At 73.1% G+C, this 25424-nt stretch carries 20 protein-coding genes and 2 pseudogenes; 14 read left to right on the plus strand and 8 right to left on the minus strand.

Annotated features, from left to right (window positions below; all coding sequences use genetic code 11):
* Nucleotides 1-3: 3 nt before the first annotated feature.
* From B5D80_RS21805 to B5D80_RS21815, 3 genes are all read right to left on the minus strand, one after another.
* Entirely contained in the window at nucleotides 4-1104 is a 1101-nt protein-coding gene (locus B5D80_RS21805) for a sugar ABC transporter substrate-binding protein (RefSeq protein WP_088645778.1), read from the minus strand.
* 209 nt (nucleotides 1105-1313) lie between these two features.
* A complete protein-coding gene (gene ybaK / locus B5D80_RS21810) occupies nucleotides 1314-1793 on the minus strand; it encodes a Cys-tRNA(Pro) deacylase (protein WP_088645815.1) in 480 nt (159 codons plus the stop codon).
* Nucleotides 1794-1803: 10 nt separating this feature from the next.
* Nucleotides 1804-3024, minus strand: a complete 1221-nt coding sequence (locus tag B5D80_RS21815; RefSeq protein ID WP_088645779.1) for a THUMP-like domain-containing protein — start codon at nucleotides 3022-3024, stop codon at nucleotides 1804-1806.
* Between the two features lie 342 nt (nucleotides 3025-3366).
* On the opposite strand from B5D80_RS21815, the gene groES reads away from it, so the two are divergent.
* The 5 genes and pseudogenes from groES to B5D80_RS21835 all read left to right on the plus strand — a co-directional run bounded on the left by groES (nucleotide 3367) and on the right by B5D80_RS21835 (nucleotide 8907).
* Nucleotides 3367-3681 (plus strand): co-chaperone GroES, encoded by a 315-nt coding sequence (gene groES / locus B5D80_RS21820; RefSeq protein ID WP_084261531.1) that lies wholly within the window; start codon nucleotides 3367-3369, stop codon nucleotides 3679-3681.
* A 72-nt stretch (nucleotides 3682-3753) separates the two neighbouring features.
* Complete coding sequence (groL, locus tag B5D80_RS21825) at nucleotides 3754-5400, plus strand: chaperonin GroEL (protein WP_088645780.1); 1647 nt, start codon at nucleotides 3754-3756, stop codon at nucleotides 5398-5400.
* A gap of 129 nt (nucleotides 5401-5529) precedes the next feature.
* Nucleotides 5530-5994 (plus strand): annotated as a pseudogene (locus B5D80_RS35145) (molybdopterin-binding oxidoreductase); the annotation flags it as partial.
* Between the two features lie 144 nt (nucleotides 5995-6138).
* Nucleotides 6139-7275: pseudogene (locus B5D80_RS21830) on the plus strand (molybdopterin-dependent oxidoreductase); the annotation flags it as partial.
* 180 nt (nucleotides 7276-7455) lie between these two features.
* The gene (locus B5D80_RS21835) at nucleotides 7456-8907 is read left to right on the plus strand and encodes a non-reducing end alpha-L-arabinofuranosidase family hydrolase (protein WP_088645782.1); all 1452 of its coding nucleotides are present in this window, start codon (nucleotides 7456-7458) and stop codon (nucleotides 8905-8907) included.
* A 242-nt stretch (nucleotides 8908-9149) separates the two neighbouring features.
* On the opposite strand, the gene B5D80_RS21840 is transcribed toward B5D80_RS21835, so the two are convergent.
* Nucleotides 9150-9533, minus strand: a complete 384-nt coding sequence (locus B5D80_RS21840; protein WP_088645816.1) for a WhiB family transcriptional regulator — start codon at nucleotides 9531-9533, stop codon at nucleotides 9150-9152.
* Nucleotides 9534-9790: 257 nt separating this feature from the next.
* On the opposite strand from B5D80_RS21840, the gene B5D80_RS21845 reads away from it, so the two are divergent.
* Nucleotides 9791-10609, plus strand: a complete 819-nt coding sequence (locus tag B5D80_RS21845; RefSeq protein ID WP_088645817.1) for a helix-turn-helix transcriptional regulator — start codon at nucleotides 9791-9793, stop codon at nucleotides 10607-10609.
* Nucleotides 10610-10666: 57 nt separating this feature from the next.
* On the opposite strand, the gene B5D80_RS21850 is transcribed toward B5D80_RS21845, so the two are convergent.
* Entirely contained in the window at nucleotides 10667-11077 is a 411-nt protein-coding gene (locus B5D80_RS21850) for a DUF5319 domain-containing protein (RefSeq protein ID WP_088645783.1), read from the minus strand.
* A 195-nt stretch (nucleotides 11078-11272) separates the two neighbouring features.
* Here B5D80_RS21850 and guaB point away from each other — a divergent pair, with 195 nt between their 5' ends.
* The 3 genes from guaB (at nucleotide 11273) to B5D80_RS21865 (ending at nucleotide 15587) form a co-directional block, all read left to right on the plus strand.
* Nucleotides 11273-12835, plus strand: a complete 1563-nt coding sequence (guaB, locus tag B5D80_RS21855; protein ID WP_088645784.1) for an IMP dehydrogenase — start codon at nucleotides 11273-11275, stop codon at nucleotides 12833-12835.
* A gap of 30 nt (nucleotides 12836-12865) precedes the next feature.
* Nucleotides 12866-13984: a GuaB3 family IMP dehydrogenase-related protein gene (locus B5D80_RS21860; protein ID WP_088645785.1), complete on the plus strand. Its 1119-nt coding sequence runs from the start codon at nucleotides 12866-12868 to the stop codon at nucleotides 13982-13984.
* A gap of 151 nt (nucleotides 13985-14135) precedes the next feature.
* Complete coding sequence (locus B5D80_RS21865) at nucleotides 14136-15587, plus strand: M1 family metallopeptidase (RefSeq protein ID WP_088645786.1); 1452 nt, start codon at nucleotides 14136-14138, stop codon at nucleotides 15585-15587.
* 16 nt (nucleotides 15588-15603) lie between these two features.
* Here the strand turns inward: B5D80_RS21865 and B5D80_RS21870 are convergent, their stop codons facing one another.
* Nucleotides 15604-16728: an LCP family protein gene (locus B5D80_RS21870; RefSeq protein WP_088645787.1), complete on the minus strand. Its 1125-nt coding sequence runs from the start codon at nucleotides 16726-16728 to the stop codon at nucleotides 15604-15606.
* 123 nt (nucleotides 16729-16851) lie between these two features.
* Between B5D80_RS21870 and B5D80_RS21875 the strand changes: the two genes are divergently transcribed.
* Both B5D80_RS21875 and guaA read left to right on the plus strand, forming a co-directional pair.
* Nucleotides 16852-18552 carry an FAD-dependent oxidoreductase gene (locus tag B5D80_RS21875; RefSeq protein WP_088645788.1) on the plus strand — a complete coding sequence of 567 codons (1701 nt, stop codon included), beginning with the start codon at nucleotides 16852-16854 and terminating at the stop codon, nucleotides 18550-18552.
* A 78-nt stretch (nucleotides 18553-18630) separates the two neighbouring features.
* A complete protein-coding gene (gene guaA / locus B5D80_RS21880) occupies nucleotides 18631-20187 on the plus strand; it encodes a glutamine-hydrolyzing GMP synthase (RefSeq protein ID WP_088645789.1) in 1557 nt (518 codons plus the stop codon).
* Nucleotides 20188-20194: 7 nt separating this feature from the next.
* On the opposite strand, the gene B5D80_RS21885 is transcribed toward guaA, so the two are convergent.
* Nucleotides 20195-20599, minus strand: a complete 405-nt coding sequence (locus tag B5D80_RS21885) for a PspC domain-containing protein (protein WP_088645790.1) — start codon at nucleotides 20597-20599, stop codon at nucleotides 20195-20197.
* Between the two features lie 144 nt (nucleotides 20600-20743).
* Between B5D80_RS21885 and B5D80_RS21890 the strand changes: the two genes are divergently transcribed.
* The 3 genes from B5D80_RS21890 (at nucleotide 20744) to B5D80_RS21900 (ending at nucleotide 24086) form a co-directional block, all read left to right on the plus strand.
* On the plus strand, nucleotides 20744-21694 hold the full coding sequence (locus tag B5D80_RS21890) for an NUDIX hydrolase (protein ID WP_088645791.1): 951 nt from the start codon (nucleotides 20744-20746) through the stop codon (nucleotides 21692-21694).
* 120 nt (nucleotides 21695-21814) lie between these two features.
* Nucleotides 21815-22789, plus strand: coding sequence for an NUDIX hydrolase (locus tag B5D80_RS21895; RefSeq protein WP_088645818.1), 975 nt, complete (start codon nucleotides 21815-21817; stop codon nucleotides 22787-22789).
* 367 nt (nucleotides 22790-23156) lie between these two features.
* Entirely contained in the window at nucleotides 23157-24086 is a 930-nt protein-coding gene (locus B5D80_RS21900; protein WP_088645792.1) for a CDP-alcohol phosphatidyltransferase family protein, read from the plus strand.
* A 72-nt stretch (nucleotides 24087-24158) separates the two neighbouring features.
* Here B5D80_RS21900 and B5D80_RS21905 read toward each other — a convergent pair whose 3' ends face one another.
* A complete protein-coding gene (locus tag B5D80_RS21905) occupies nucleotides 24159-25406 on the minus strand; it encodes a phosphatidylserine decarboxylase (RefSeq protein WP_088645793.1) in 1248 nt (415 codons plus the stop codon).
* Nucleotides 25407-25424 lie beyond the last annotated feature (18 nt).

The raw sequence follows: 25424 nt of genomic DNA on the forward strand, positions 1-25424 counted from the left end.
CGGTCAGCTGATGCCGTTGGCGGTGCAGAGCGCGGCGTACGCGCCGGTGCAGAGCTTCGCCTTGTCGACGTAGCCGTCGGCCACGACGTCCTTGACGGTGGCCTTGTCGATCGCCTTCGGCTCCAGCAGCACGGACGGGACGTCCCGGCCGCTCTCCGGGTCCTTGACCGTCTGCCCGGTCTCCTTGCGCTCGCCCTTGGCCACGGCGATGGCCAGCTCGGCGGCCGCGTCGGCCTCCTTCTTGACGGCCTTGTAGACGGTCATGCACTGGTCACCGGCGAGGATGTTCTGCAGGCCGGTCACGTCGGCGTCCTGGCCGGTCACCGGGACCTTGCCGTTGAGCTTGTTCTTCTTCAGCACCGAGATGGCCGCGTTGCCGAGGCCGTCGTTGGCGGAGAGCACACCGTCGATCTTGCCGCCGGTCTGGGTGAGCATCTGCTCGAAGATCGTGGCGGCCTGCGCCGGGTCCCAGTCCGGCACCGACTGGTCCGGGCCCTTGGTGTATTCCTTCGACTCGAACTTCGGCTTCAGCACCGAGTCGTAGCCGTTCTTGAACAGGGTGGCGTTGTTGTCGGTCGGCGAGCCGTTGAGGTAGGCGACCGTCGGGTTCTTGACGCCCTTCTCGGTCAGGCACTTGACCAGGCCCTCGCCCTGGAGCTTGCCGACGGCCTCGTTGTCGAAGCTGACGTAGTACTGCGCGGACCCGCCCAGGGTGAGCCGGTCGTAGTCGATCGTGGCGACACCCTGCGACTTCGCCTTGTCCAGCACGGCCTTGCCGGTGCCGGAGTCCAGGTTGACGATCATCAGGGTGGTGACCCCGCTGGTGATCATCTGGTCGGCGATGGTCTGGAAGGCGTTCTTGTCGTTCTGCGCGTTCTGGATGTCCGACTCGACACCGGCGGCGTCGAAGGCGGCCTTGAGGAACCTGCGGTCGGCGGTCTCCCAGCGGGCGGAGGACTTGCTGTCCGGCAGGATCACGCCGATCTTCGGCTTCTTGGCGGTGTCGCCGCCGGCCTCGTTGCTGCTGGAGTCGTCGCCGCAGGCGGCCATGCTGCCGGTGGCCAGCAGGCCCACGGCGGCGAAGGTGAGGAAGCCCTTGCGCATCTGCACGGGTCCTTTCGAGGGTGGGGGAGGAGTGGTCGGTGTTTTGTTGTGTCCGGCAACGTATTCCCGCCCGCGAGTCGGGCGCAAGACTGCCGAGGTCAGAAGTTTGTTGGCGGCGGTAACAATTCAGCAACGCGGTTGTCACCCCCGGGACACCCGCCCCGCAATCACGCTGCGTGTCCGGTCTGCGACCGGTTCCTGACGCCGGGTCAGCCGGCGGCGATCCGCGCGGTACCGGCGTCGGTGAGGGCCACCAGGTCCGCCGGGGCGAGCTGGAGCTGCAAGCCCCGCCGGCCGGCCGAAACGTAGACGGTGTCGTGGTCCAACGCGGAGACGTCGACCACCGTCGGTAACCGTCGCCGCTGGCCCAGCGGGCTGATCCCGCCCCGCACGTAACCGGTGCTCCGCTCGGCGGCGGCCCGGTCGGCCAGCGCGGCCCGCTTGCCACCCAGCGCCGTGGCCAGCGCCTTGAGGTTCAGCTCGCCGGTGACCGGGACGACCGCCACCGCCAGCGCCCCGTCGACCTCGGCGACGAGCGTCTTGAACACCCGCTCCGGCGGCACCCCGAGCGCCGCCGCGACCAGCGCGCCGTAGTTCGGCGCGTCCGGCGCGACGTCGTACGGGTGGGTGCTGTACGCGATCCCGCGCCTGGTCAGCAGCGCCGTCGCCGCGGTGGCCTGTCCCGCCATGCCGGACACGCTAGCCCGGCGCGCCCCCGTCCGCGACCGGTCGGCCGACCAGCACCGTCGGCGCGCCGGCCACCCGGGTCAGCACCAGGCTGGCCGGATTCTCCCCGGCCAGTCGCAGGTCCCGGCGTAGCTGCTCGGGCGACAACGCCGAGCCCCGCTTGAGGATCTCCACCCGGCCGACCCGGCGCTCCCGCAGCAGCGCGCGCAGCCGCTTCAGCGAGAACGGCAGCACGTCGACGATCTCCAGACACCTGCCGAACGGGGTGGGGCGCGGGGTGTCCGCGTAGAGGTAGGCGATGCTGGGGTCGGCAAGCGTCGCGTCGAGGGTGTCGGCCAGTTCGGCGACCAGGTGCGCCCGGACCACGGCCGGGTCCGGGTCGTACAGGTAGCGCCGCACCGGCCCGACTCCCGCCTCGACCTCACCCGTGCCGGTCAACAGGTGGGCCCGGGGTGCGGCGTCGTCGGGCCCCGCCCGCAGCACGGTCGCCCGGCGGGGCACCCCGGCGAGCGGGCCGCCCCAGAGGGCCGCCTCGACCAGGTCGCCGTCGACGCTCACCCACTCCGCCTCGACGTCGGCCGGGATCCGGGCGTGGTCGATGCCGGGGGCCACCTTCACCACGGTGTGCGGCACCCGTGCGGCCAGCCCGGTGACGAAGTCCCACGGCGGCGAGTAGGCGTCCGGGTCGAAGATCCGCCGTCCGGTTCCTGCCCGCCGTCGGGCCGGATCGCAGAACACCGCGTCGACCCGGGTCACGTCGAACGCCGTCGCGTCGCCGCACTCCACGGTGAACCGCCCGGCCAGCCCGGTGGCCTCGCCGTTCGCGGCGGCCAGCGCGGCGGTGACCGGGTCGGCCTCCACCCCGTACACCCGGATGCCGGCGCGGGCGGCGGCGAGCGCGTCGGCGCCGAGGCCGCAACCCAGGTCGGCGAGGGTGCGCACCCCGGCGGCGGCGAGCCGGGCGGCCCGCCGGTCGGCGACCACCAGGCGGGTGGCCTGCTCCAGGCCGGGTCGGGTGAGGAACATCCCGGCCGCTTCCTGGCCGAACTTGCCGACCGCGCGGCGGCGCAGCTCGGCCTGGGTCAGCGCGGCGGCGGCCAGCCCGGCGGGCACCCCGCGCGAGCGCAGCGCCGCCGCCGCGACCAGCGGGTCGCCGCCGGCCAGCCCGGCCGCCGCGGCGAGCGCGGCCGACCCCTCGGCGGTACGCAGCGCGGCGAACTGGTCGAGATCCACCCGCCCATTGTCCGGTCCTCCCGGCCGATCGAACCGGGTGGGCCGAGGTTGCGGTGTCGGAGCGGTGTGGTCACCGCGACATCGCCACCCTTGAGCTGATCATGGCTCCGTCGGGCGACACGAAGGGCGGCAGATTGGCACTCTCCTTGACGGAGTGCTAGCCGAGGAATAACCTGCGATTAGCACTCTCACCCCGAGGGTGCCAGCGTCCGGGCCATCCGGTCCGGGTGCTGAACGCCAGGCGGACCGGCACCCGCGACGACGGCCCCGCCCGGTGGCATGTGGCAGATTGACGCTGGTCGGACTCTCGGCCGGCAACGAAACCAAGTACCCCAGGAGGGTATGCCCGTGACTACCGCGACCAAGGTTGCGATCAAGCCGCTCGAGGACCGGATCGTGGTCCAGGCGAACGAGGCTGAGACCACCACGGCGTCGGGCATCGTGATCCCCGACACCGCCAAGGAGAAGCCGCAGGAGGGCACCGTCCTCGCCGTCGGCCCCGGCCGGATCGACGACAAGGGCAACCGCGTGCCGCTCGACGTCAAGGTCGGCGACACCGTCCTCTACTCGAAGTACGGCGGCACCGAGATCAAGTACGCCGGCGAGGAGTACCTGGTGCTCTCCGCCCGCGACGTTCTCGCGGTCATCGAGAAGTAACCAACCGATTCCCGTGTCGTCGCCCCGGTCCGGCTCGCCGGGCCGGGGCGACGACGCTTCGAAGGGACATTCATGGCGAAGATCCTGAGCTTCTCGGACGACGCCCGGCACCTGCTGGAGCACGGTGTCAACGCCCTCGCGGACGCGGTCAAGGTCACCCTCGGCCCGCGCGGGCGCAACGTCGTCCTGGACAAGAAATTCGGTGCGCCGACGATCACCAACGATGGTGTGACCATCGCCAAGGAGATCGAGCTCACCAACCCGTACGAGAACCTCGGCGCGCAGCTGGTCAAGGAGGTGGCGACGAAGACCAACGACGTCGCCGGCGACGGGACCACCACCGCGACCGTGCTGGCCCAGGCGATGGTCCGCGAGGGCCTGCGCAACGTGGCCGCCGGGGCCAACCCGACAGGCCTCAAGCGGGGCGTCGACGCGGCGGCCACCAAGGTCTCCGAGTCGCTGCTCGGCCGGGCCGTCGAGGTGGCCGACAAGAAGTCGATCGCGCACGTCGCGACGATCTCGGCGCAGGACGCCACCATCGGTGAGCTGATCGCCGAGGCGATGGAGCGGGTCGGCCGCGACGGTGTCATCACCGTCGAGGAGGGCTCCACCCTCACCACCGAGCTGGAGGTGACCGAGGGTCTCCAGTTCGACAAGGGCTTCATCTCGCCGAACTTCGTCACCGACTCGGAGTCGCAGGAGTCGGTGCTGGAGGACCCGTACATCCTCATCACCACGCAGAAGATCTCGGCGATCGAGGAGCTGCTGCCGCTGCTGGAGAAGGTCCTCCAGAACAACAAGCCGCTGCTGATCGTCGCCGAGGACGTCGAGGGCCAGGCGCTGTCCACCCTGGTGGTCAACGCGATCCGCAAGACCATCAAGGTCTGCGCGGTCAAGGCCCCCGGTTTCGGTGACCGCCGCAAGGCGATGCTCCAGGACATGGCGATCATGACCGGCGCCGAGCTGGTCGCCCCGGAGCTGGGCTACCGGCTCGACCAGGTCGGCCTGGAGGCGCTCGGCACCGCCCGGCGCGTCGTGGTCGACAAGGAGAACACCACGGTCGTCGACGGCGGTGGCAAGTCCGCCGAGGTCGCCGACCGGGTCGCCCAGATCCGCAAGGAGATCGAGGCGTCCGACTCCGACTGGGACCGGGAGAAGCTGGCCGAGCGGCTGGCGAAGCTGTCCGGCGGCATCGCGGTCATCAAGGCGGGCGCGGCGACCGAGGTCGAGATGAAGGAGCGCAAGCACCGCATCGAGGACGCGATCGCCGCCACCAAGGCCGCGGTCGAGGAGGGGACGGTTCCCGGCGGCGGTGCCGCGCTGGCCCAGATCCGCTCGGTGCTCGACGACGACCTCGGCCTGACCGGTGACGAGAAGGTCGGTGTCTCGATCGTGCGCAAGGCGCTGGTCGAGCCGCTGCGCTGGATCGCCCAGAACGCCGGCCACGACGGCTACGTGGTGGTGGAGAAGGTCGCCGGCCAGGACTGGGGCCAGGGCCTCGACGCCGCCAAGGGCGAGTACGTCGACCTGGTGAAGTCCGGCATCATCGACCCGGTGAAGGTGACCCGCAACGCGGTCACCAACGCCGCGTCGATCGCCGGTCTCCTGCTGACCACCGAGAGCCTGGTGGTCGAGAAGCCGGAGCAGCCGGAGCCGGCCGCCGCCGGTGGGCACGGCCACGGCCACGGTCACGGCCACCAGCACGGCCCGGGTTTCTGACCCGGTAGTACGCCTAGCTCAGGGCGCACCGTCGACGTCGGCGGTGCGCCCTGACGCGTACGGTGACCGCTGCTTACGGAACGGTGACGTGGTTGGCGGCCGGACCGGTCGATCGACGACACTGGCCGGATGAGCACCACCCCCCGTGGCTTCGCCGCGCTGGCCGGGGTCACCGCCGCCGTGGTGGCCATCGGTGTCGCCGAGCCGGTCGCCGTCCTCACCGGTCCCCGCTCCGCCCCGCTGATCGCGGTCGGCGGGGTGGTCGTCGACACGGTCCCCGAGCCGCTCAAGCAGTTCGCCATCGACGTCTTCGGCAGGTACGACAAGATCGCCCTACTGGTCGGCACGGCGGTGCTGCTGGCGGCGTTCGCCGCCGGGATCGGTGTGCTCGCCGTGCGTCGGCTCGCGGTCGGGCTGGTGGGCATCGCGGCGTTCACCGGGCTCGGTGTCGCCGCCGCGCTCACCCGGGCCGGCGCGGATGCCGCCGACGCGCTCCCCGCCCTGGTCGGCGGGGGGTTGGGCGGGCTGGTGCTCTGGGCCTTCGTGGCCGGTCCCTGGCAGCTCGACCCCTGGCCCTGGCAGCCGCCCACCCCGCTGCCCGCCACCCCGCCGGCCTCTACCGGGCCGTCCCCGGCGGAGACGTCGCCCGCCGCCGGGCCGCTCGGGGCCGGTACCGCGCCGGCCGTCGGGTCCTCCGCGGCCGGTGGTGCGCCGGCCGGCGGATCGGCGGCGGGCGGCGGGCCGGGTGTGCCGGCGGGTCCGGACGACGGGCCGCCGGCCGGGTGGGAGCCGTTGGAGTCGACCGACCCGGAGTCCCGGCGGCGGTTCCTGCGCGGTGCGGGCCTGCTCGCGGGCGCGGCGACCGTGGTGGGGCTGGGCGGGCACTGGCTCGCCGGGCGACGGGGGGTGTCGGCGGCCCGGCAGGCGGTGGCGTTGCCCACCCCGTCGGCGGTGGCGCCCACGGTGCCGGCCGGCGCGGACCTGTCCCTGGCCCAGCTCGCCCCCTACACCACGCCGAACGGCGGCTTCTACCGGATCGACACGGCGCTGGTGGTGCCGCAGGTCGACCCGGAGACCTGGCGGTTGCGCATCCACGGTCGGGTGCGCAACCCGATCGAGCTGACCTTCGCCGAGTTGCTCGCCCGCCCGATGGTGGAGCGGTACGTCACCCTGGCCTGCGTCTCCAACGAGGTGGGCGGTGACCTGATCGGCAACGCCCGCTGGCTGGGCGTGCCGATCAAGGAGCTGCTCGACGAGGCGGGGCCGGAGGAGGGGGCCGACCAGGTGGTCGGCCGGTCGGTCGACGGTTGGACCTGCGGCACCCCGACGGCGGCGCTGCGCGACGGGCGGGACGCCCTGCTGGCGGTGGGGATGAACGGCGAGCCGCTGCCCGTCGAGCACGGCTTCCCGGTGCGGATGGTGGTGCCGGGCCTCTACGGGTACGTGTCGGCCTGCAAGTGGGTGACCGAGCTGGAATTGACCAGCTTCGCCGACTTCGACGCGTACTGGGTGCCGCGTGGCTGGTCGGCGCAGGGGCCGGTGAAGACGCAGTCGCGGATCGACACCCCGCGCGCACGTAATCGGCTCACCGCCGGCGAGGTGACGGTGGCCGGGGTGGCCTGGGCGCAGCACCGGGGGATCAGCCGGGTCGAGGTACGCGTCGACGGTGGCGCGTGGCAGGAGGCGACCCTCGCCCCGACGGTGTCGGTGGACACCTGGGTGCAGTGGTCGTGGCGGTGGCCGGCGATCCCGGGTGAGCACACCCTCCAGGTGCGGGCGACCGACCGGGACGGCGGGACGCAGACCCCGTTGACCGCCCCGGTGGCCCCGGACGGGGCGACCGGCTGGCACAGCGTCACAGTCACCGTGCGCTAATTTCCGGCAACCGCAAGTCATCAAGAGTGATCAATGTTCGGATAGCCGAAAATTCCACGGTGATATCGAGGGTTGAGGCTGTGGGAGCGCTCCCGTAACATACCTGACGCGACTGTTAACGTTAACCTAACAACGGCCACCACCAATGTGCAGGTCGCCATCCCGTCAGGAGGGTGCTTTATGTCCAGATCCAGATCGGCCAATGTTGGCCTGATCTCGGCCGGTGTCGCGTTGCTGGCGTCGGCGTCGGTGGTCACCGCGCTGCCGGCCGGCGCGGCGGCGGCGGGCTGCTCGGTGAACTACACGGTCTCCTCGGAGTGGGGCGGCGGCTTCGGCGCCAACGTCGCCATCACCAACCTGGGCGACGCGCTGAGCAGTTGGACGCTGACCTGGTCCTTCGGTTCCGGGCAGTCGGTGACGCAGGCGTGGAACGCCACCGTGACGCAGAGCGGTTCGGCGGTGACCGCCAAGAACGTGAGCTACAACGGCGCGATCCCGACCAACGGCTCGGTGTCGTTCGGTTTCAACGGGGCCTGGACGTCCAGCAACCCCGTCCCGACGAGCTTCGCGCTCAACGGGGTGGCCTGCAACGGCGGCACGACGCCCACCAACCCGCCCACCACGCCGCCGACGACCGCGCCCCCCACCACCACGCCGCCGCCCACCACCCCGCCGCCGACGACGCCGCCGCCGACCACCCCGCCGCCGACGGGCAACTGCTCCCTGCCGACGACCTACCGCTGGTCGTCGACCGGCCCGCTGGCGCAGCCGAAGGCCGGCTGGGCGTCACTCAAGGACTTCACCATCGCCCCCTACCAGGGCAAGCAGTTGGTGTACGCCACGACGCACAGCAGCAGCGCCACCGGCGGCTGGGGTTCGATGAACTTCGGCCTGGTCGACAACCTCAACCAGCTCGCCACGGCCCCTCAGAACACCATGAGCCAGAGCACCGTCGCGCCGTCGCTGTTCTACTTCGCGCCGAAGAACATCTGGATTCTCGCCCACCAGTGGGGCCCGACGTCGTTCTCGTACCGCACGTCGACCAACCCGGCCAACGCCAACGGCTGGTCGGCCGCGCAGACCCTGTCGACCGCGAAGATCACCGACTCCGGCACCGGCGTGATCGACCAGACGATCATCGGCGACGACCAGAACATGTACCTGTTCTTCGCCGGCGACAACGGCAAGATCTACCGCCAGATCATGCCGATCGGGAACTTCCCGGGCAGCTTCGGCTCCAACTACACCACCATCATGAGCGACACCTCGGAGAACATCTTCGAGGCGCCGCAGGTATACAAGGTCGCGGGCCGCAACCAGTACCTGATGATCATCGAGGCCAGGACCAGCGGCTGGGAGCGCTACTTCCGCTCGTTCACGGCGACCAGCCTGGGCGGCACCTGGACGCCGAACGCGACGACCTACAACAACCCGTTCGCGGGCAAGGCCAACAGCGGTGCCACCTGGACCAACGACATCAGCCACGGCGAGCTGCTGCGCACCAGCGCGGACCAGACGAACACGATCGACCCGTGCAACCTGCAGCTGCTGTACCAGGGCCGCGCCACGAACTCGGGCGGTGACTACGGCCTCCTGCCGTACCGGCCGGGTCTGCTGACCCTGCAGCGCTGACGGCGTGACGCAGGTGCGACCCCGCTGTTCCTGACTCCCGCGACCGGCGGCGAACGCCGTACCGGTTGAGCCGCGCGACGGCTCGGAGCAGGATCGGGTGGAATGAAGGGGCGGGTCCGGCCATGCCGGGCCCGCCCCGCTTCTCGTACCCGGTCGGCCCGGCGTCGTGACCATGGGCCGGGAAACGACGAGGCCGCGCTCCGGAGATCGGAGTGCGGCCTCGTCGAGGTGTGGTGGGTCGGTCAGGCGATCTTGCGCTGGGCCGGTACGGCGGTCTTGTGCGAAGCGCCGAGCCGGGCCTCCATGCGGGCGATGTCCACCCGGGTCTGCCGGCGGTCGGCCAGGTCCTCCCAGCCCAGGGCGAGCAGCCGCAGCCGCTCGGACTCGCTGAGGCCGCCCCAGACGCCGTACGGCTCCCGCACGGACAGGGCGTGCGCCGCGCACTCGGCCCGCACGGGGCAGGCCTGGCAGACGGACTTCGCGCCGGACTCCCGGCGCAGTCGGGACGAACCGCGCTCGCCGTCCGGGTGGAAGAACTGCGCGCTGTCCCGGCCCCGACAGGCGCCGAGACGCTGCCAGTCCCACAGGTCGACGATGGGTCCGGGCAGTCTACGTACGTTCGACATCAGCACCCCTCCTCCCGCGCGGCACCGCGGAGATCCTCGTTGAACCGGCGTCCGGGCTGTGGTCCGCGCTGGCGTACCCCGTTTCCGGCGTGGAGCCTCGGTACCCGAACCCTCGCCGACTCACACGTGTTGAGATCGAAAACCCGAAGCCTCCTGCGGCATATGACCCAAATGTCGGAAAAGTTCAGAGGATTGCCCGGAACCTCCTCCCCGGTGGACCCCGTCATGGTCTGCTCGTGTCCGGAGAGGAGACCACCGTGCGTACCGTTCTCGTATGCGTTCGGACACCGATCGCCGCGCAGCAGTTGACCAATGCGGCGGCGCGACTCGGCCTGGCCGCGGTCGTCCGGACAGCCGTCTCCGATCCCGAGGTGATGCTGCGGCTCGCCGAGCGCCCGGTCGACGTGGTGCTGGCCGACACGGCGCTCACCCGGCCGGACAGCGCCGGCTTCGTGCGCCGGGTGCTCGCCCGCGCCCCGCAGGCCGCGGTGCTGCTGCTCGGCACCGAGGAGTCGGAGGCGGCGGCGGCCACCATCAGCGCCGGGGCGCGGGGCCTGATCCAGGGCGCCGACCACGACCTGACCAGCGCGGTGGCGAAGGCGTTGCTGCTGCTCGCAGCGCCCGGCCGCCCCGCCCGGCACCGGGTCGCCGACCCCGCCCGGGACACCGCCGCGGTAGGCGCGCCCCCGCGACCCGGTCGCCCACCCGCGCCGGGCTGGTCACCGCCGCCGGCCGACGGCACGCCCGGCGCGCCGTCGGTGGTGCCCGTGCAACGCGGCGACGACGAGGTCGAGGGGGAGCCGGAGGGCACACCGGCCGAGCCGACCCCGGCCGCCGGCTTGCCGCGCCCGACCCCCGGCGCGCGCGCCGGCCGGACCTCGGTCGGGCTGACCGAACGCGAACTGCAGGTGCTGCTCGGCATGGCCGAGGGCAAGAGCAACGCGGAGATCGGGCGGGAGTTGTTCGTCTCGGAGGACACCGTCAAGACGCACGCCCGGCGGCTGTTCCGCAAGCTCGGCGCGCGGGACCGGGCGCACGCGGTGGCCGCCGGCTTCCGCGCCGGCCTGGTCGCCTGAGCGCTCCCGTCCCCGACCCGGTCGGTCCGGCGGTGGCGAGTCGGGTCTCCCCGGGGGTCAGTCGTCGGAGTCGGTGTCGTCGCCCGCGGACTCGGTGAGCGTGTCGTGCACCCCGTCGGCGTAGCCCCGGGCGTAGTCCCAGGTGACGTAGTGGTCCGGGTCGGGGTCGTAGGCCGGCTCGTGCACCCGGGGTCGGCCCGAGCTGAGCAGGTGCCGCAGGTTGCCCCGGAGCAGGTCCCAGTCGAAGTAGTGCGGCTCGCGACAGTCCTCGCACTCGATGACCAGCCCGCGTACCCCGATCGGGGACAGCAGGGCCTGGTAGATCTCCAGGTCGGCGAGGTCTTCCAGCACGTCCTGCCGCTCGACCTCGGTCAGCGGGTCGAGCGGGGCGTCGTCGCCCGGATCGTCCAGCCCCGCAGCCGGATCGGCCGGGTCGCCGTTGAACGGGTCGATGGGCTCGTCGTGCACCCCCTCACCGTAGACCCAACCCTCGCCGCACGCGCCCCCCGGCGGTCGCTGTGGCGTCGCCGACCCCGACCGGTCGCCGACGAGGGTCGCCCTGCTCAGTGGGTACGATGAGACGACTCGCCGTCACCCCGGCGTGCGCCGGTGCCGCGCGCGCCGCCTCGCTGAATCCCGTCCGAGCAGCTCAGGGGAGCAATCGTGGAGAATTCGCCCAGCACCGATCTTCCGGCCGGCGTCGACAGCGGCGAGTGGGGCGGCCACCTGCCGGAGCTGCCGGCCGGGTCGGCGCGGGTGGTGCCGCTCGGCCTGACCTTCGACGACGTGCTGCTCCAGCCCGGCGAGTCGGACGTGGTGCCCAGCCGGGTGAACACCCGCACCCGGCTCACCCGCAACGTGGAGCTGTCCATCCCGCTGCTGTCCAGCGCGATGGACACCGTCACCGAGGCCCGGATGGCGATCGCGATGGCCCGCCAGGGCGGCATCGGCGTGCTGCACCGCAACCTCTCCCTGGAGGACCAGGCGCTCCAGGTCGACCTGGTCAAGCGCTCCGAGTCCGGCATGATCACGAACCCGGTGACCGCCAGCCCCGAGGACACCCTGCGAGAGGTCGACGAGCTGTGCGGCCGCTACCGCATCTCCGGCGTCCCGGTGGTCGACGGCGAGGGCCAGCTCGTGGGCATCGTCACCAACCGGGACATGCGGTTCGTCTCCGACCCGGCCACCCCGGTCCACGCGATCATGACCCGGACGCCGCTGGTCACCGCCCCGGTGGGGGTGAGCAAGGACGACGCGCTCACGCTGCTGCGCCAGCACAAGGTCGAGAAGCTGCCGATCGTGGACGACTCCGGTCGGCTGCGCGGCCTGATCACCGTCAAGGACTTCACCAAGAGCGAGCAGTACCCGGACGCCACCAAGGACGACGCCGGCCGGCTGCGGGTCGCCGCCGCCATCGGGGTCGGCGAGGACGCCTACAAGCGGGCCCGGACCCTGGTCGACGCGGGTGTCGACGTGCTGATCGTGGACACCGCGCACGGCCACCAGCGGGCCGTGCTGGACATGGTCCGCCGGCTCAAGGCCGACGTCACGATCGACATCGTGGGCGGCAACGTGGCCACCTACGCCGGGGCGAAGGCCCTGGTCGACGCGGGTGCCGACGGCGTCAAGGTAGGGGTCGGCCCGGGTGCCATCTGCACCACCCGGATCGTCGCCGGGGTCGGGGTGCCGCAGGTGACCGCGATCATGGAGGCGGCCCGCGCGGCCCGGCCGGCCGGCGTCCCGGTGATCGGCGACGGCGGCATCCAGTACTCCGGCGACATCGCCAAGGCCCTGGTGGCCGGTGCCGACACGGTGATGCTCGGCAGCCTGCTGGCCGGCTGCGAGGAGAGCCCCGGCGAGCTGATCTTCGTCAACGGCAAGCAGTTCAAGGCGTACCGGGGGATGGGGTCGCTGGGCGCGATGCAGTCCCGGGGGCAGGCCAAGTCGTACAGCAAGGACCGCTACTTCCAGCAGGACGTGCTCAGCGACGACAAGCTGGTGCCGGAGGGCGTGGAGGGCCAGGTGCCCTACCGGGGGCCGCTGTCCCGGGTGGCCCACCAGCTCGTCGGCGGGCTGCGGCTGGCGATGGGGTACGCCGGGGCGGAGAACATCCCCGACCTGCACCACCGGGGCCAGCTCATCCGGATCACGGCGGCCGGGCTCAAGGAGAGCCACCCGCACGACATCCAGATGACCGTCGAGGCCCCCAACTACCACACCCGCTGACCCACCACCCCAAACCACCTGGAGTCCCTCATGCGTGACGTGGTCGAGATCGGGCTGGGCAAGACCGCGCAGCGCGGCTACCACCTGGACGACATCGCCATCGTGCCCAGCCGGCGGACCAGGGACGTCGACGACGTCTCCACCGGCTGGCAGCTCGACGCCTACCAGTTCGACATCCCCTGCGTCGGCCACCCGTCGGACGCCACCATGAGCCCCGCCTCGGCCGTCCGGCTCGGGCAGCTCGGCGGCCTCGGCGTGCTCAACGTCGAGGGCCTCTGGACCCGCTACGAGAACCCGACCAAGGTGCTTGAGGAGCTGGCCGGGCTGGGCGAGGACGCCCGCGCGACCAAGCGGCTCCAGGAGGTCTACGCCGAGCCGATCCGACCCGACCTGATCGCCGAGCGGGTCCGCGAGCTGCGGGCCGGCGGCAGCACGGTGGCCGTCCGGGTGTCCCCGCAGCACACCCTCGCGCTGGCCCCGGTGATCCTGGACGCGGGCGTCGACATCCTGGTCATCCAGGGCACCATCGTCTCGGCCGAGCACGTCTCGACCACCGACGAGCCGTTGAACCTCAAGGAGTTCATCGCCGACCTCGACCTGCCGGTGGTCGTCGGCGGCTGCACCGACTACAAGACGGCGCTGCACCTGATGCGTACCGGCGCGGCCGGGGTGATCGTCGGCATCGGCGGTGACGACTGGTCGACCAGCGAGTCGGTGCTCGGCATCCGGGTGCCGATGGCCACCGCGATCGCCGACGCCGCCGCGGCCCGCCGCGACTACCTCGACGAGACCGGTGGACGCTACGTGCACCTCATCGCCGACGGCGACATCCAGACCTCCGGCGACATCGCGAAGGCGCTCGGCTGCGGCGCGGACGCGGTGATGCTCGGCGAACCGCTGTCGCTGTGCGAGGAGGCCCCGGCCGGCGGTGCCTGGTGGCACTCGGCGGCCAGCCACCCGTCCCTGCCGCGTGGCGCGTTCGAGGTGGCCGGTGAGCCACTCGGCTCGATGGAGCGGCTGCTGTTCGGCCCCGCCGACGAGCCGGACGGCCAGCTCAACCTGTTCGGTGGGCTGCGTCGCGCGATGGCTAAGTGCGGCTACCGCGACCTGAAGGAGTTCCAGCGGGTCGGGCTGGTCCTCGACCGCTGACCCGGGTCCGCTGCGGCCGGCCGGCTCCACCACCGTGGGGCCGGCCGGCCGTACCGTCGCCCCGCTCGTCGTGCGGCGTTGCGGGCACGCGGGGCCGGCCGGCTCGGTAGGCTGCGCGGACGGTGGCGGCGAACGGGGGACGAAGGTGGCCATGAGCCGGAACCGGCGCGGCCTCGCGCTGCTCGTCACCGTGGCGCTCGCCCTGGCCGGCTGCACCGCCGACCCGGAACCCCGGCGGGAACCCCGGTCGACCCCGACGCCCGGGGCGACCCCTGGCGTGACCCCCGGCCCGGCCGGGGTCGGCGACCCGTACTTCCCGACCGCCGGCAACAGCGGATACGACGTCGAGCGGTACACCCTCAAGGTCCGCTACGACCCGGCCAGCGACGAGCTGCGCGGCGACGCCACCGTCCGGGCCACCGCCGGGGCCGACCTGCCGCTGTTCCACCTCGACCTGGCCGGGCTGACGGTGCGCCGGGTGACCGTGGACGGCAACCCGGCCCGGCACACCCGCGAGGGCACCGAGCTGGTGGTCACCCCGGCCGCGCCGGTGCGCGCCGGGGCGGCCTTCACCGTCCAGGTCGGGTACGACGGCCGGCCGGAGCCGCTGCGTAACGAGACGATCGGCGAGGGCGGCTGGCTGCACACCGCCGACGGTGCGGTCGCGCTCGGCCAACCCGAGTCGGCGAGCACCTGGTTCCCGGTCAACGACCACCCCTCCGACAAGGCCGCCTACGACTTCGAGATCACCGTGCCGAAGGGGCTGGTCGCGGTCGCCAACGGGGTGCCGAGGGGGCAGCGCCCGGCGGCCGGCGGCTACACCACGTGGCGCTGGTCGGAGGCCGCCCCGATGGCCAGTTACCTGAGCACTGTGGTGATCGGGAAGTACCGCACCACCACCGGCGAGCACCGGGGCCGGCCGGTGTTCAGCGCGGTCGCCGACACCCTGCCCCGGGGGGCGGCCGACGAGTCGATCGCCCGCACCGTGACGGTCGCCGACTACCTGGAGAGCGTCTTCGGGCCGTACCCGTTCGCGGCGTACGGCGGGGTGGTGGTCGACGAGCCCCGGATCAGGTACGCGTTGGAGACGCAGAGCCGGCCGGTCTACTCGGCCAACTTCTTCCGGGGCGGTGAGAACACCGGGGTGGTCGCGCACGAGCTGGCCCACCAGTGGTTCGGCGACAGCGTCTCGGTGGCCCGCTGGGAGGACATCTGGCTCAACGAGGGGCTGGCCACGTACGCCGAGTGGCTCTGGTCCGAGCACGAGGGCCGGGACAGCGCGCAGGCCACCTTCGACCAGCAGTACGCCGCCTCCGACGACGGGGTGTGGCGGGTGCCGCCGGCCGCGCCCGGGGCGGCGAACCTGTTCAGCGAGTCGGTCTACCAGCGGGGCGCGATGGCGGTGCACGCGCTGCGGGTGACCGTCGGTGACGACGCGTTCTTCCGCCTGCTGCGGACCTGGGCGGCCGAGAAGCGCAACGGCAACGCCACCACCGCCGAGTTCGTGGCGACCGCCGAGCGGGTCTGCGGGCAGCAGCTCGACGACCTCTTCGCCGGCTGGCTGTACGGCACCGAACGTCCAGCGCCACCCACCCGCCGCTGATCACGTCCCAAGACGGTCAGTTCTTCACCCGCAGCTCGGGGTGGGCGTCCAGGTACTCCTCGGCGTCACCGGCCTTGAGCGCGGGCAGGAAGCCCTTGCCGACGCCGGTGAGCTGCTCGCCCCGGTAGCTGCTGCCCTTGCCCACCCCGTCGCCGGGCAGCCCGACCAGGGTGATCCGGTCGGCGCTCAGCCCGCCGAGGGCGTACGCCAGGTCGACGATGCGGGGGCCGCCCGCGTAGACCAGGGTGTCGCCGAGCGCGGACACCACCTGCTCGACCCGGTCGGGCTGGCGGGCCAGGTTCTCGTTGAGGATCTTGGCGGCCAGCGCCCGGAGGAGCTGCTGCTGGTGGCGCTGCCGGGCGTAGTCGCCGCCGGCGATGTAGCGCTGCCGGGCGTAGTCCAGCGCCTGCCAGCCGTTGAGGTGCCGCTCGCCCTTCTCGTAGACCATCTGCGGGCCGGTGTACCCGCCGCCGCCCGGGGCCGGCTCGCGGTACCTGCCGTCCGGCCGCCGGTGCAGCGAAGGGACCCGCTGGTCGACGTAGAGGTCGACCCCGCCGAGGGTGTCGACCAGCCGGTCGAAGCCGTTGAAGGTGACCACCGCACCGGCGTCGAAGCGCAGCCCGGTGTACCCGCTGACCGTGCTGCGCAGCAGCTCGTACCCCTGGGCGGCGCTGGGATTCTTTGGCTTGCCCGGCACCCGGCTGCCGTAGCTCATCGCGTGGGTGAGCTTCGTCCGGCCGCCCCGGTAGCCCGACTTCGGGAACTTCGGGATGTCGACCACCAGGTCGCGGGGGAGCGAGAAGAGGTACGCCCGGTCCAGCCCGGCCGGCACGTGCAGGATCAGCACCGCGTCGCCGTGCGGTTCCCAGCCGGGCACGCTGACCCGGGTGTCCACCCCGACCAGGAGCAGGTTGAGCGGGCCGGTGATCGAGGCCCCGGGGGGCGGGGTCGGGCTGGGGGTGGGGCTCGGCGTCGGCGTCGGGCCGGTGGTGGTGGCGGCCGGCCCGGCCGTACGCCGTGGCTCGTCGTCGCGGACCACTCGGGTCACCACCAGGGCGGCCACCCCCACCAGCACGACCACGGCCAGGGCGGCCAGCCCCCACACCCAGCGTGGTCGTCCTGTTCCGGTTTCCTGAGTCATCGCTCGCCACCCCCGTCTGCACAACGCTTCGACCGGCCCTGCGGGTTGCGGTCGGCGACGGTCAGCATGATCGCGCGAAATCCGGCACTGGCGCGATGGCTACCCGCCGGTAATGATGCGGTCATGCGGTACGACGTGCTCGTCATCGGGTCCGGCTTCGGCGGCAGCGTCGCCGCGCTGCGGCTGGCCGAGAAGGGCTACACGGTCGGCGTGCTGGAGGCGGGCCGGCGGTTCGCCGACGACGAGTTCCCGCAGACCTCCTGGCGGCTGCGCCGATTCCTCTGGGCCCCCCGCCTGGGCTGTTACGGGCTGCAACGGATCACCCTGCTCCGTCCGGCCGCCCGGGGTGCCGCGAGCGGGGTGCTGGTGCTCTCCGGTGCCGGCGTCGGCGGTGGCTCCCTGGTCTACGCGAACACCCTCTACCAGCCGCCTGACGCCTTCTACACCGATCCGCAGTGGCGTGACGTCACCGACTGGCGGGCCGAACTCGCCAGCCACTACGACCAGGCCGGACGGATGCTCGGGGTCACCCCGTACCCCCGGCACACCGGCGCGGACCGGGCGATGCGGGCGGTGGCCGAGCGGATGGGGGTCGGGCACACCTTCGGGCCGACCCCGGTGGGGGTGCACCTCGGCCGCCCCGGGCAACGGGTGGCGGACCCGTACTTCGGCGGGGCGGGGCCGGAACGCACCGGCTGCACGCACTGTGGGTCGTGCATGACCGGCTGCCGGCACGGCGCCAAGAACACCCTGGTCAAGAATTACCTGTGGCTTGCCGAACGGCTCGGCGCGCGGGTCCACCCGCTGACCACGGTCACCGCCGTACGGCCGGCCGACGGCGGGGGCTACCTGGTGCACGCCGGGCGTACCGGGGCCTGGCTGCGCCGACGTCGTCAGGTGTTCCACGCCGACCAGGTGGTCTTCGCGGCCGGCGCGCTCGGCACCCAGCGGCTGCTGCACGCGATGAGGCAGACCGGCGCGCTGCCCCACCTGTCGGACCGTCTCGGCGCGTTGACCCGGACCAACTCGGAGGCGATCCTCGGCGCGTCGGTCGACCGCCGGCAGGCCCGGCAGCGGGGGCTGGACTTCACCGACGGGGTGGCGATCACCAGCTCGTTCCATCCCGACCCGCAGACCCACGTCGAGCCGGTCCGCTACGGCCGGGGCGCGAACGCGATGGGGCTGCTCCAGTCGCTGCTGGTCGACGGCGGCCCGCACCGGGTCCGGCGCTGGCTGGGCGCGATCGTGCGGCAGCCCCGGCTGGCCGCCCGGATGCTCTCGGTGCGGCACTGGTCCGAGCGGACGGTGATCGCCCTGGTGATGCAGTCGGCGGACAACTCGCTGACCACCCACTGGCGGCGGGGGCCGCTGGGCCGGCGGCGGCTGGTGTCCGGCCCCGGGCACGGCGCACCCCATCCGACCTGGATCCCGGCCGGCAACCGGGCGGTCCGGCTGCTCGCCGAGGAGATCGGCGGCACCCCCGGCGGGGCGCTCACCGAACCGTTCGACGTCCCGATGACCGCGCACATCCTCGGCGGAGCGGTGATCGGTGCCACCCCGGCCGACGGCGTGGTCGACCCCTGGCACCGGGTGTACGGCCACCCGGGGCTGCACGTGGTCGACGGGGCGGCGGTGTCGGCGAACCTCGGGGTGAACCCGTCGCTGACGATCACCGCGCAGGCGGAGCGGGCGATGTCGTACTGGCCGAACCGGGGGGAGGCGGACCCCCGGCCGCCGCTCGGGTCGGCGTACACCCCGGTGGCGTCGGTGCCCCCGCGGCACCCGGCGGTCCCGGCGGACGCCCCCGGCGCGCTGCGCGGCTGACCGGCGCTGACCGGGCGCGGCACGCCCGGGGGCGGCCCGTGCCGGGGGCGGGTGTGACTGTCGGTAGGCTTTGCCCACATGAGCACGCCTCGCCCCGTCCTCGTGGTGGACTTCGGAGCCCAGTACGCCCAGCTCATCGCGCGCCGGGTGCGCGAGGCGAAGGTCTATTCGGAGATCGTCCCGCACTCCATGCCGGTCGCCGAGATGCTGGCGAAGGACCCGGCCGCGATCATCCTGTCCGGCGGCCCGTCCAGCGTCTACGCCCCGGACGCCCCGCAGATCGACGCCGGGCTGTTCGACGCGGGCGTGCCGGTCTTCGGCATCTGCTACGGCTTCCAGGCGATGGCCCAGGCGCTCGGCGGCACGGTCGCCCGGACCGGCAACCGGGAGTACGGCGGCACCCCGCTGCGTCCCCGGCTGCTCGACCCGGGGGTGCTGCTGCGGGACCTGCCGGCGGACCTGCCGGTCTGGATGAGCCACGGCGACGCGGTGACCGAGGCCCCCGCCGGGTTCACGGTGACCGCCGAGTCGGCCGGTGCCCCGGTCGCCGCGTTCGAGGACCTGGCCGGCCGCCGGGCCGGTGTGCAGTTCCACCCCGAGGTGGGGCACACCGCGCAGGGGCAGGAGATGCTCCGCCGCTTCCTCTACGACATCGCCGGCATCGAGCCCACCTGGACGCCGCAGAACATCATCGACGAGCAGGTGGCCCGGATCCGGGCCCAGGTCGGCGACAAGGAGGTCATCTGCGGCCTGAGTGGCGGGGTCGACTCGGCGGTCGCCGCCGCGCTGGTGCACCGGGCGGTCGGTGACCAGCTCACCTGCGTCTTCGTCGACCACGGCCTGCTGCGGGCCGGCGAGGCCGAGCAGGTGGAGAAGGACTACGTCGCGGCCACCGGCATCACGCTCAAGGTGGTCGACGCGGCCGACCGGTTCCTCGGCGCGCTGGCCGGGGTGACCGACCCGGAGCAGAAGCGGAAGATCATCGGCCGGGAGTTCATCCGGGTGTTCGAGGCCGCCGCCCGGGAGATCGCCGCGCACGGCGACGTCGAGTTCCTGGTGCAGGGCACCCTCTACCCGGACGTGGTCGAGTCCGGCGGCGGCACCGGCACCGCCAACATCAAGAGCCACCACAACGTCGGCGGGCTGCCCGAGGACCTGAAGTTCGCCCTGGTCGAGCCGCTGCGCACGCTGTTCAAGGACGAGGTCCGGGCGCTCGGGCTCCAGTTGGGGCTGCCCGAGGCGATGGTCTGGCGGCACCCGTTCCCGGGGCCGGGGCTGGCCATCCGGATCATCGGCGCGGTCGACCGGGAGCGGTTGGCGCTGCTGCGCCAGGCCGACCTGATCGCCCGGGAGGAGTTGACGGCCGCCGGCCTGGACCGGGGCGTGTGGCAGTTCCCGGTGGTGCTCCTGGCCGACGTGCGCAGCGTCGGGGTGCAGGGTGACGGGCGCAGCTACGGGCATCCCGTGGTGCTGCGCCCGGTCTCCAGCGAGGACGCGATGACCGCCGACTGGTCCCGGCTGCCCTACGAGGTGGTGGCCCGGATCTCCACCCGGATCACCAACGAGGTCGCCGAGGTCAACCGGGTGGTCCTGGACGTGACCAGCAAGCCGCCGGGCACCATCGAGTGGGAGTGAGCGGGGCTCAGCCGGCCGTCGGCGGGGTCGCCGGCGGCTGAGGCTGCGACGTCGGCGCACCGGCCTGCGGTCCACTCGGCTGCGGCCAGGTGGCCGGCTCCGCCGACGTCGGCCGGGCCGTCGGGGCCGCCTGCTGCGGCCAGGTCGGCCGGGGCTGCGCCGTCGGGTCGGCCGGGTGCGGCCAGGCCGGCGCGCCGGCCGGCTCCTCGGGCATCAGGAACCACATGACCGGGTACGCCAGCGCGGCGACACCGCCGGTGACCAGGGTCGCCACCGCGAACAGCACCCGGACGAGGGTGGGGTCGACGGCGAAGTAGCGACCGAGGCCGCTGGCGACGCCGGCCACCATCCGGTCGGTGGTCGGCCTGCGGAGTTGTTTGTACGGGGCGTGGGGGGTGCTCGTCGAGGTCATGTCTCCACGGTCCGCGCCGGCCGCCCCGTCGACCTCGGTGACCGCCCGGAGTCCTACCCTGATCGATCCCTGAGTGGCCAGCCCTGAGTCAGGAATCCGACTCTTTTCCGCGTCGGTAACGCGACCCGGGGAGAATTTGGCTCCGTGACCACCTTGCTGGAGCCGCTCCGCAGGATCGCGGCATATGCAGTCTGTGCAGATTCAGTCGGCCGAGTGTTGCTGGTCCGCGCATCGGAGCGCTCCGGCACCCCCGGCGTATGGTCCCTGCCCGGTGGGGCGGTCGACCACGGCGAGGACCCGAACCACACAGTCGTCCGGGAGACCGCCGCCGAGACGGGCCTCTCGGTCGCCGTCGCCGGCCTGGCGGACGTCCTGGCCGACATGCGCGCCCTGCCCGAGCGGGGCATCACCATCCACACCGACCGCCTGATCTACCAGGTGTCGGTGCGCGGCGGCACCCTCACCGACCGGGTGGACCGCTCCACCGACCTGGCCCGCTGGTACACCCTCGACGAGGCGCGGGAGCTGCCGCTGCGGGCGTTCACCGCCCGCGCGCTCGGACTGCCGGCGTCCTCGGCCGACGTGGTCCCCGACGAGGCCCCCGAGTTCCCCTCCTTCTACGCCGTGCCCGGCCCGGACGGGCTGCACCGGGCGCAGCGCTTCGCCGCGTACGCGGTGGCCACCGATCCGGAGGGCCGGGTGCTGCTGACCCGGGTCTCCGACGGCTACCCGGGCGCGGGCTGCTGGCACCTGCCCGGCGGCGGCACCGACTACGGCGAGCAGCCGGGCGCGGCGCTGATCCGGGAACTTGTCGAGGAGACCGGGCAGACCGGCCGGCTGGTCGAGCTGCTCGGGGTCGCCAGCCACCGCGACGCCGCCTCGCTCGGCCCGGAGGGCTACCCGATCGACTGGCACGGCGTGCGCGCGTTCTACCGGGTGATGGTCGACCAGCCCGCCCCGCCGACCGTCACCGACGTGGGCGGCTCCACCTGCGAGGCCCGCTGGTTCGCCCGGGACGAGCTGGGCGCGCTGCCCACCGACCGGCTCACCGAGGTCACCGCCGAGGCCGTCCAGGCCGCCCGGCTCACCGCCTGACCGGGCCTGCCCGCCGGCCCGTCGGTGGCACCACCGGCGGCCCGGCACGACGGCACCCGCCCCGCCCGGACGACCGCTAGCCTCATGATCGACGGCGGATCGCGCGGGCGGGGGAGTGACGTGCAGGAGCGACGACGGATCGCGGCGTACGGCTGGTGTGCGGACGAGGCCGGCCGGGTGCTGCTGGTACGCGGGCGGCGTGCAGCCGGCGACCCCACCGGCGATCCGGCGTCCGATCCGGCGGCGGGGTTCTGGCGGCTGCCCGGGGGCGTCGTGCGGCACGCGGAGCATCCGGCCGACACCGTGGTCCGCGAGTGCGCCGGGCGGACCGGGCTGGCCGTGGCGGTCGCCGGGATACGCGCCGCCGTCGCCGACCTGACCGCTGTGGACCCGGCGGACGCCGCCGGGCCGGTGCACACCGACCGGTTGGTGTTCGACGTCACGGTCCCGGGCGACCTGCCGCTGGCCGGGGGAGCGCCCCCGTCGGGGGCCTGCGGCGGGGACGGCCCCGGTGAGCTGGCCTGGTGCACCCCGCAGGAGGCGGCGACGCTGCCGCTGGTGCCGTTCACCGCCGAGCTGCTCGGCCTGCCCGTCCCGCCGCCTCCCGCCGGCCCGCCCTCCGGGGTGCCGGTGGAGCCGGCGGTGCCGGAGTCGGCCGACCGGCGGCAGCGGTTCGCCGCGTACGGGCTGGTCACGGATCCCGACGGGCGGGTGCTGCTCACGATGATCGCGCCCGGTTATCCGGGTGCCGGACTCTGGCACCTGCCCGGCGGTGGGACCGATCACGGTGAGCAGCCGGTCGACGGTCTGTTACGGGAACTGGTCGAGGAAACGGGTCAGCGGGGTCGGGTGGACCGGCTGATTCTGGCCGACAATCTGCACAATCCGGGCGCGGTGGGCCCCGAGGGGCGTCCGTTGGACTGGCACGGCGTGCGGGTGATCTACCGGGTGCTGGTCGACGAGCCGACCGGGCCGGTGGTGACCGAGCAGGCCGGCGGATCGACGGCCAGCGCTGCCTGGTTCACGTATTCCCAGCTCAGTGGCCTGGCGATGACGGACGTGGCGGTGTTGGCGACCGGGTGGGCGGTCGGCTGACGGACGCTCGCCGAGCCGACCTGGTGGTGCTCCGGTAAAGTCGGCCCTGCGGTTGGCGAAGAAAACGGGCGGGGAAGCCCGAAAAACGGACCCAGAAGTCCGAGATGGGAACAAGACAGCGGTTTGCGCGGTTAACGAGGTTATAAGTACCGCCGGCAGCTATCGCCAACCACCACGCCGCTGTGCAATGGTGTACTCCGCTTGAACGGCTGCCGGGCCAAGAGCGGTCCGGCACGAGACAGCCGGACACCCGCCCGCACGGGCGGCCAGCCGATCCGGTGATGGAGGAAACGTGCCGAGAGCCCCATGGCGCCGGCGTCGTACGACTGACAGTCCGCGCCCCGCAGGGCGTCGCTGGGCCGGCCGGTTGCGCCGCAGCAGCACATTCGCCCGCCAGGTACTGCTGGTCCGGGTGGGTCGCCGGGACGGTGACCAGCTCAGCGGCACCGATCTGGTCCTTCCCGAGCACCGCGTCGACCGCCAGCGTCGCCGGTACGGCTTCGACCGTCGCGGTATCACCCTCGACCGCGCCGAGATCGAGGCGGTCGCCCCGGTCAGCCCGGTCCTGGGCCCCACCGCCGGAGTCGACGAGTCGCCCGCGATGGCCATCCCGCTGCTCCCCGGCGCGCGTACCCCCGCCCGGCGGATGAAGTTCGCGCTGGTCAACGCCTGCACCCTGGCCAGCCTGGTGCTCGGCATCAACGCCATCTTCATCGCCATGAACGGCCAGCCCCGGATCGCGGCCCTGCTGCTGATCGCCTGCGTCGTGTTCGACGGCCTCGACGGCGCGCTCGCCCGCAGGTTCGGCGTGGCCAGCCCGTTCGGCGCCCAGATGGACTCGCTGGCCGACATGTGCTCCTTCGGCCTGGCCGCCCCGGTGGTGGTCTACGCCTCGCTGGCCGGATCGGCACCCACCGCCGCCGCGGCGGTCGCCGCAGCCCTGGTCGCCTCGTGCGCCGCGATCCGGCTCGCCCGGTTCAACGTCTCCCCCAAGGACGGCCGGTTCTTCTGCGGCGTGCCCACCACGATGGCGGCGGCCGTGCTCGCGCTCGGCGTGGCCATCGAACTGCCGCTGCCGGCGACCGTGCAGATCGGCGGGGTGGCGCTGCTCGCCTTCGCGATGGTCTCCAGCTTCCCGTACGCCAAGCTGGCCCGGCTGGTCAAGCTGCCGCCGTGGCTGTGGCTGGCCCCGGCCGTCGGCGCACTTGTCGACATCCGGCTCACCTTCGCCCTCGTGGTGGTGGGCTACCTGGTCAGCGGGCCGCTGCTCTGGCTGCACCAGCGCCGTACCGTCTGACCCGTCCAACAGCTACACGACAGGGGCGCCGCGACCGCGGCGCCCCTGTTCCGTGTCGGTGCCGGGGTCGGCTCAGCTCCAGCGGGCGATGACCGAGGAACCGCCGACCACCTTGTCGCCGGGGCCGACCAGCGGGGCGGCGGCGTCGGCCGGCAGGTAGACGTCGGTCCGGGAGCCGAAGCGGATCAGCCCGAACCGCTCGCCCCGGGCCAGCAGCGCCCCCACCGGAGCCCGCTGCACGATCCGCCGGGCGATCAACCCGGTCCGCTGCGCCACCACCACCGTGCCGTGGGCGGTGTCCAACACCGTGTAGGCGGCGACGTTGTGCTCCGCGTCCGGCTTCATCGCGTTGACGAAGCCGCCGTCGGCGACGAAGTAGTCGACCACCTTGCCGGCCACCGGCGAGCGGTTGACGTGCACGTCCAACACCGACAGGAAGACCGCGATCCGCAGCCACTCGCCGTCGCCGAACCGCTCGTCGTGCAGCCGTTGCACCGACAGCACCTGACCGTCGGCGGCGGCGACCACCGCGGACGGGTCCTCCGGCACGTCCCGCTGCGGGTCCCGGAAGAACGCGGCCACCGGTGCGGCGGCCAGCGCCGGCACCAGCCACAGCTTCGACTTCGGCCGGGCGACCCGGGCGACGGCGGCCAGACCGAGCGCGATGCCTGCCGCGGCGACCCCGTTCGAGTCGATGTGCATGCCCCGGGTCAGCGGCACGCTCGACGGCCGGTACGCCGGGGCGAGCCGGGCGGCCGACGCGGCACTGGCCGGGGTGAACCGCAGGTGGTGCACCCGTACCGGCGGGGAGTTGCGCAGCACCAGGTCGGAACGCACACCGTGCAGCACGCCGTGCCGGTCCAGCTCGGCGGCGGCCCCCTCGGTACGGAACACCGGCGCGGCGACGCTGAGCACCGCGCCGTCGGTCAGGTACTTGGTGAGGCCGTCGATGGCGTCGCGGGTCTGCTCACCGGTGCCGGTGAACGGCTCGGCGGCGATGACCAGCTCGGCGGCGTCCGCCTCGGCCAGCGAGTCGACCACCCGTACCCGGTCGGCGACCCAGCGGCCCTGGGCCGTCACGTGGTCGCGCAGCGTGGCGGCGTCGGTCGTCGGGTCCGGCACGACGGTCAGCGTGTCGCCCGGCAGCAGCGCGTCGATCGCCGCGGCGAGGACCGCGGCCCCGGGGACCGCACCCACCAGCAGGGCGGCCTTCGGGTCGTTGCGTCGGGCGAGTTCGGCGACGAGGGTACGGGCGGCACGCTCGCCGATGCGGACCGGACCGGACGGACCGGAGGGGCGCACGGCGGGGGACTGGGTCATGTCGGGCGGGCTCCTGAC

Origin of the sequence: Micromonospora wenchangensis (genome assembly GCF_002210435.1) — a bacterium.
GTDB classification, from domain to species: Bacteria; Actinomycetota; Actinomycetes; order Mycobacteriales; family Micromonosporaceae; genus Micromonospora; species Micromonospora wenchangensis.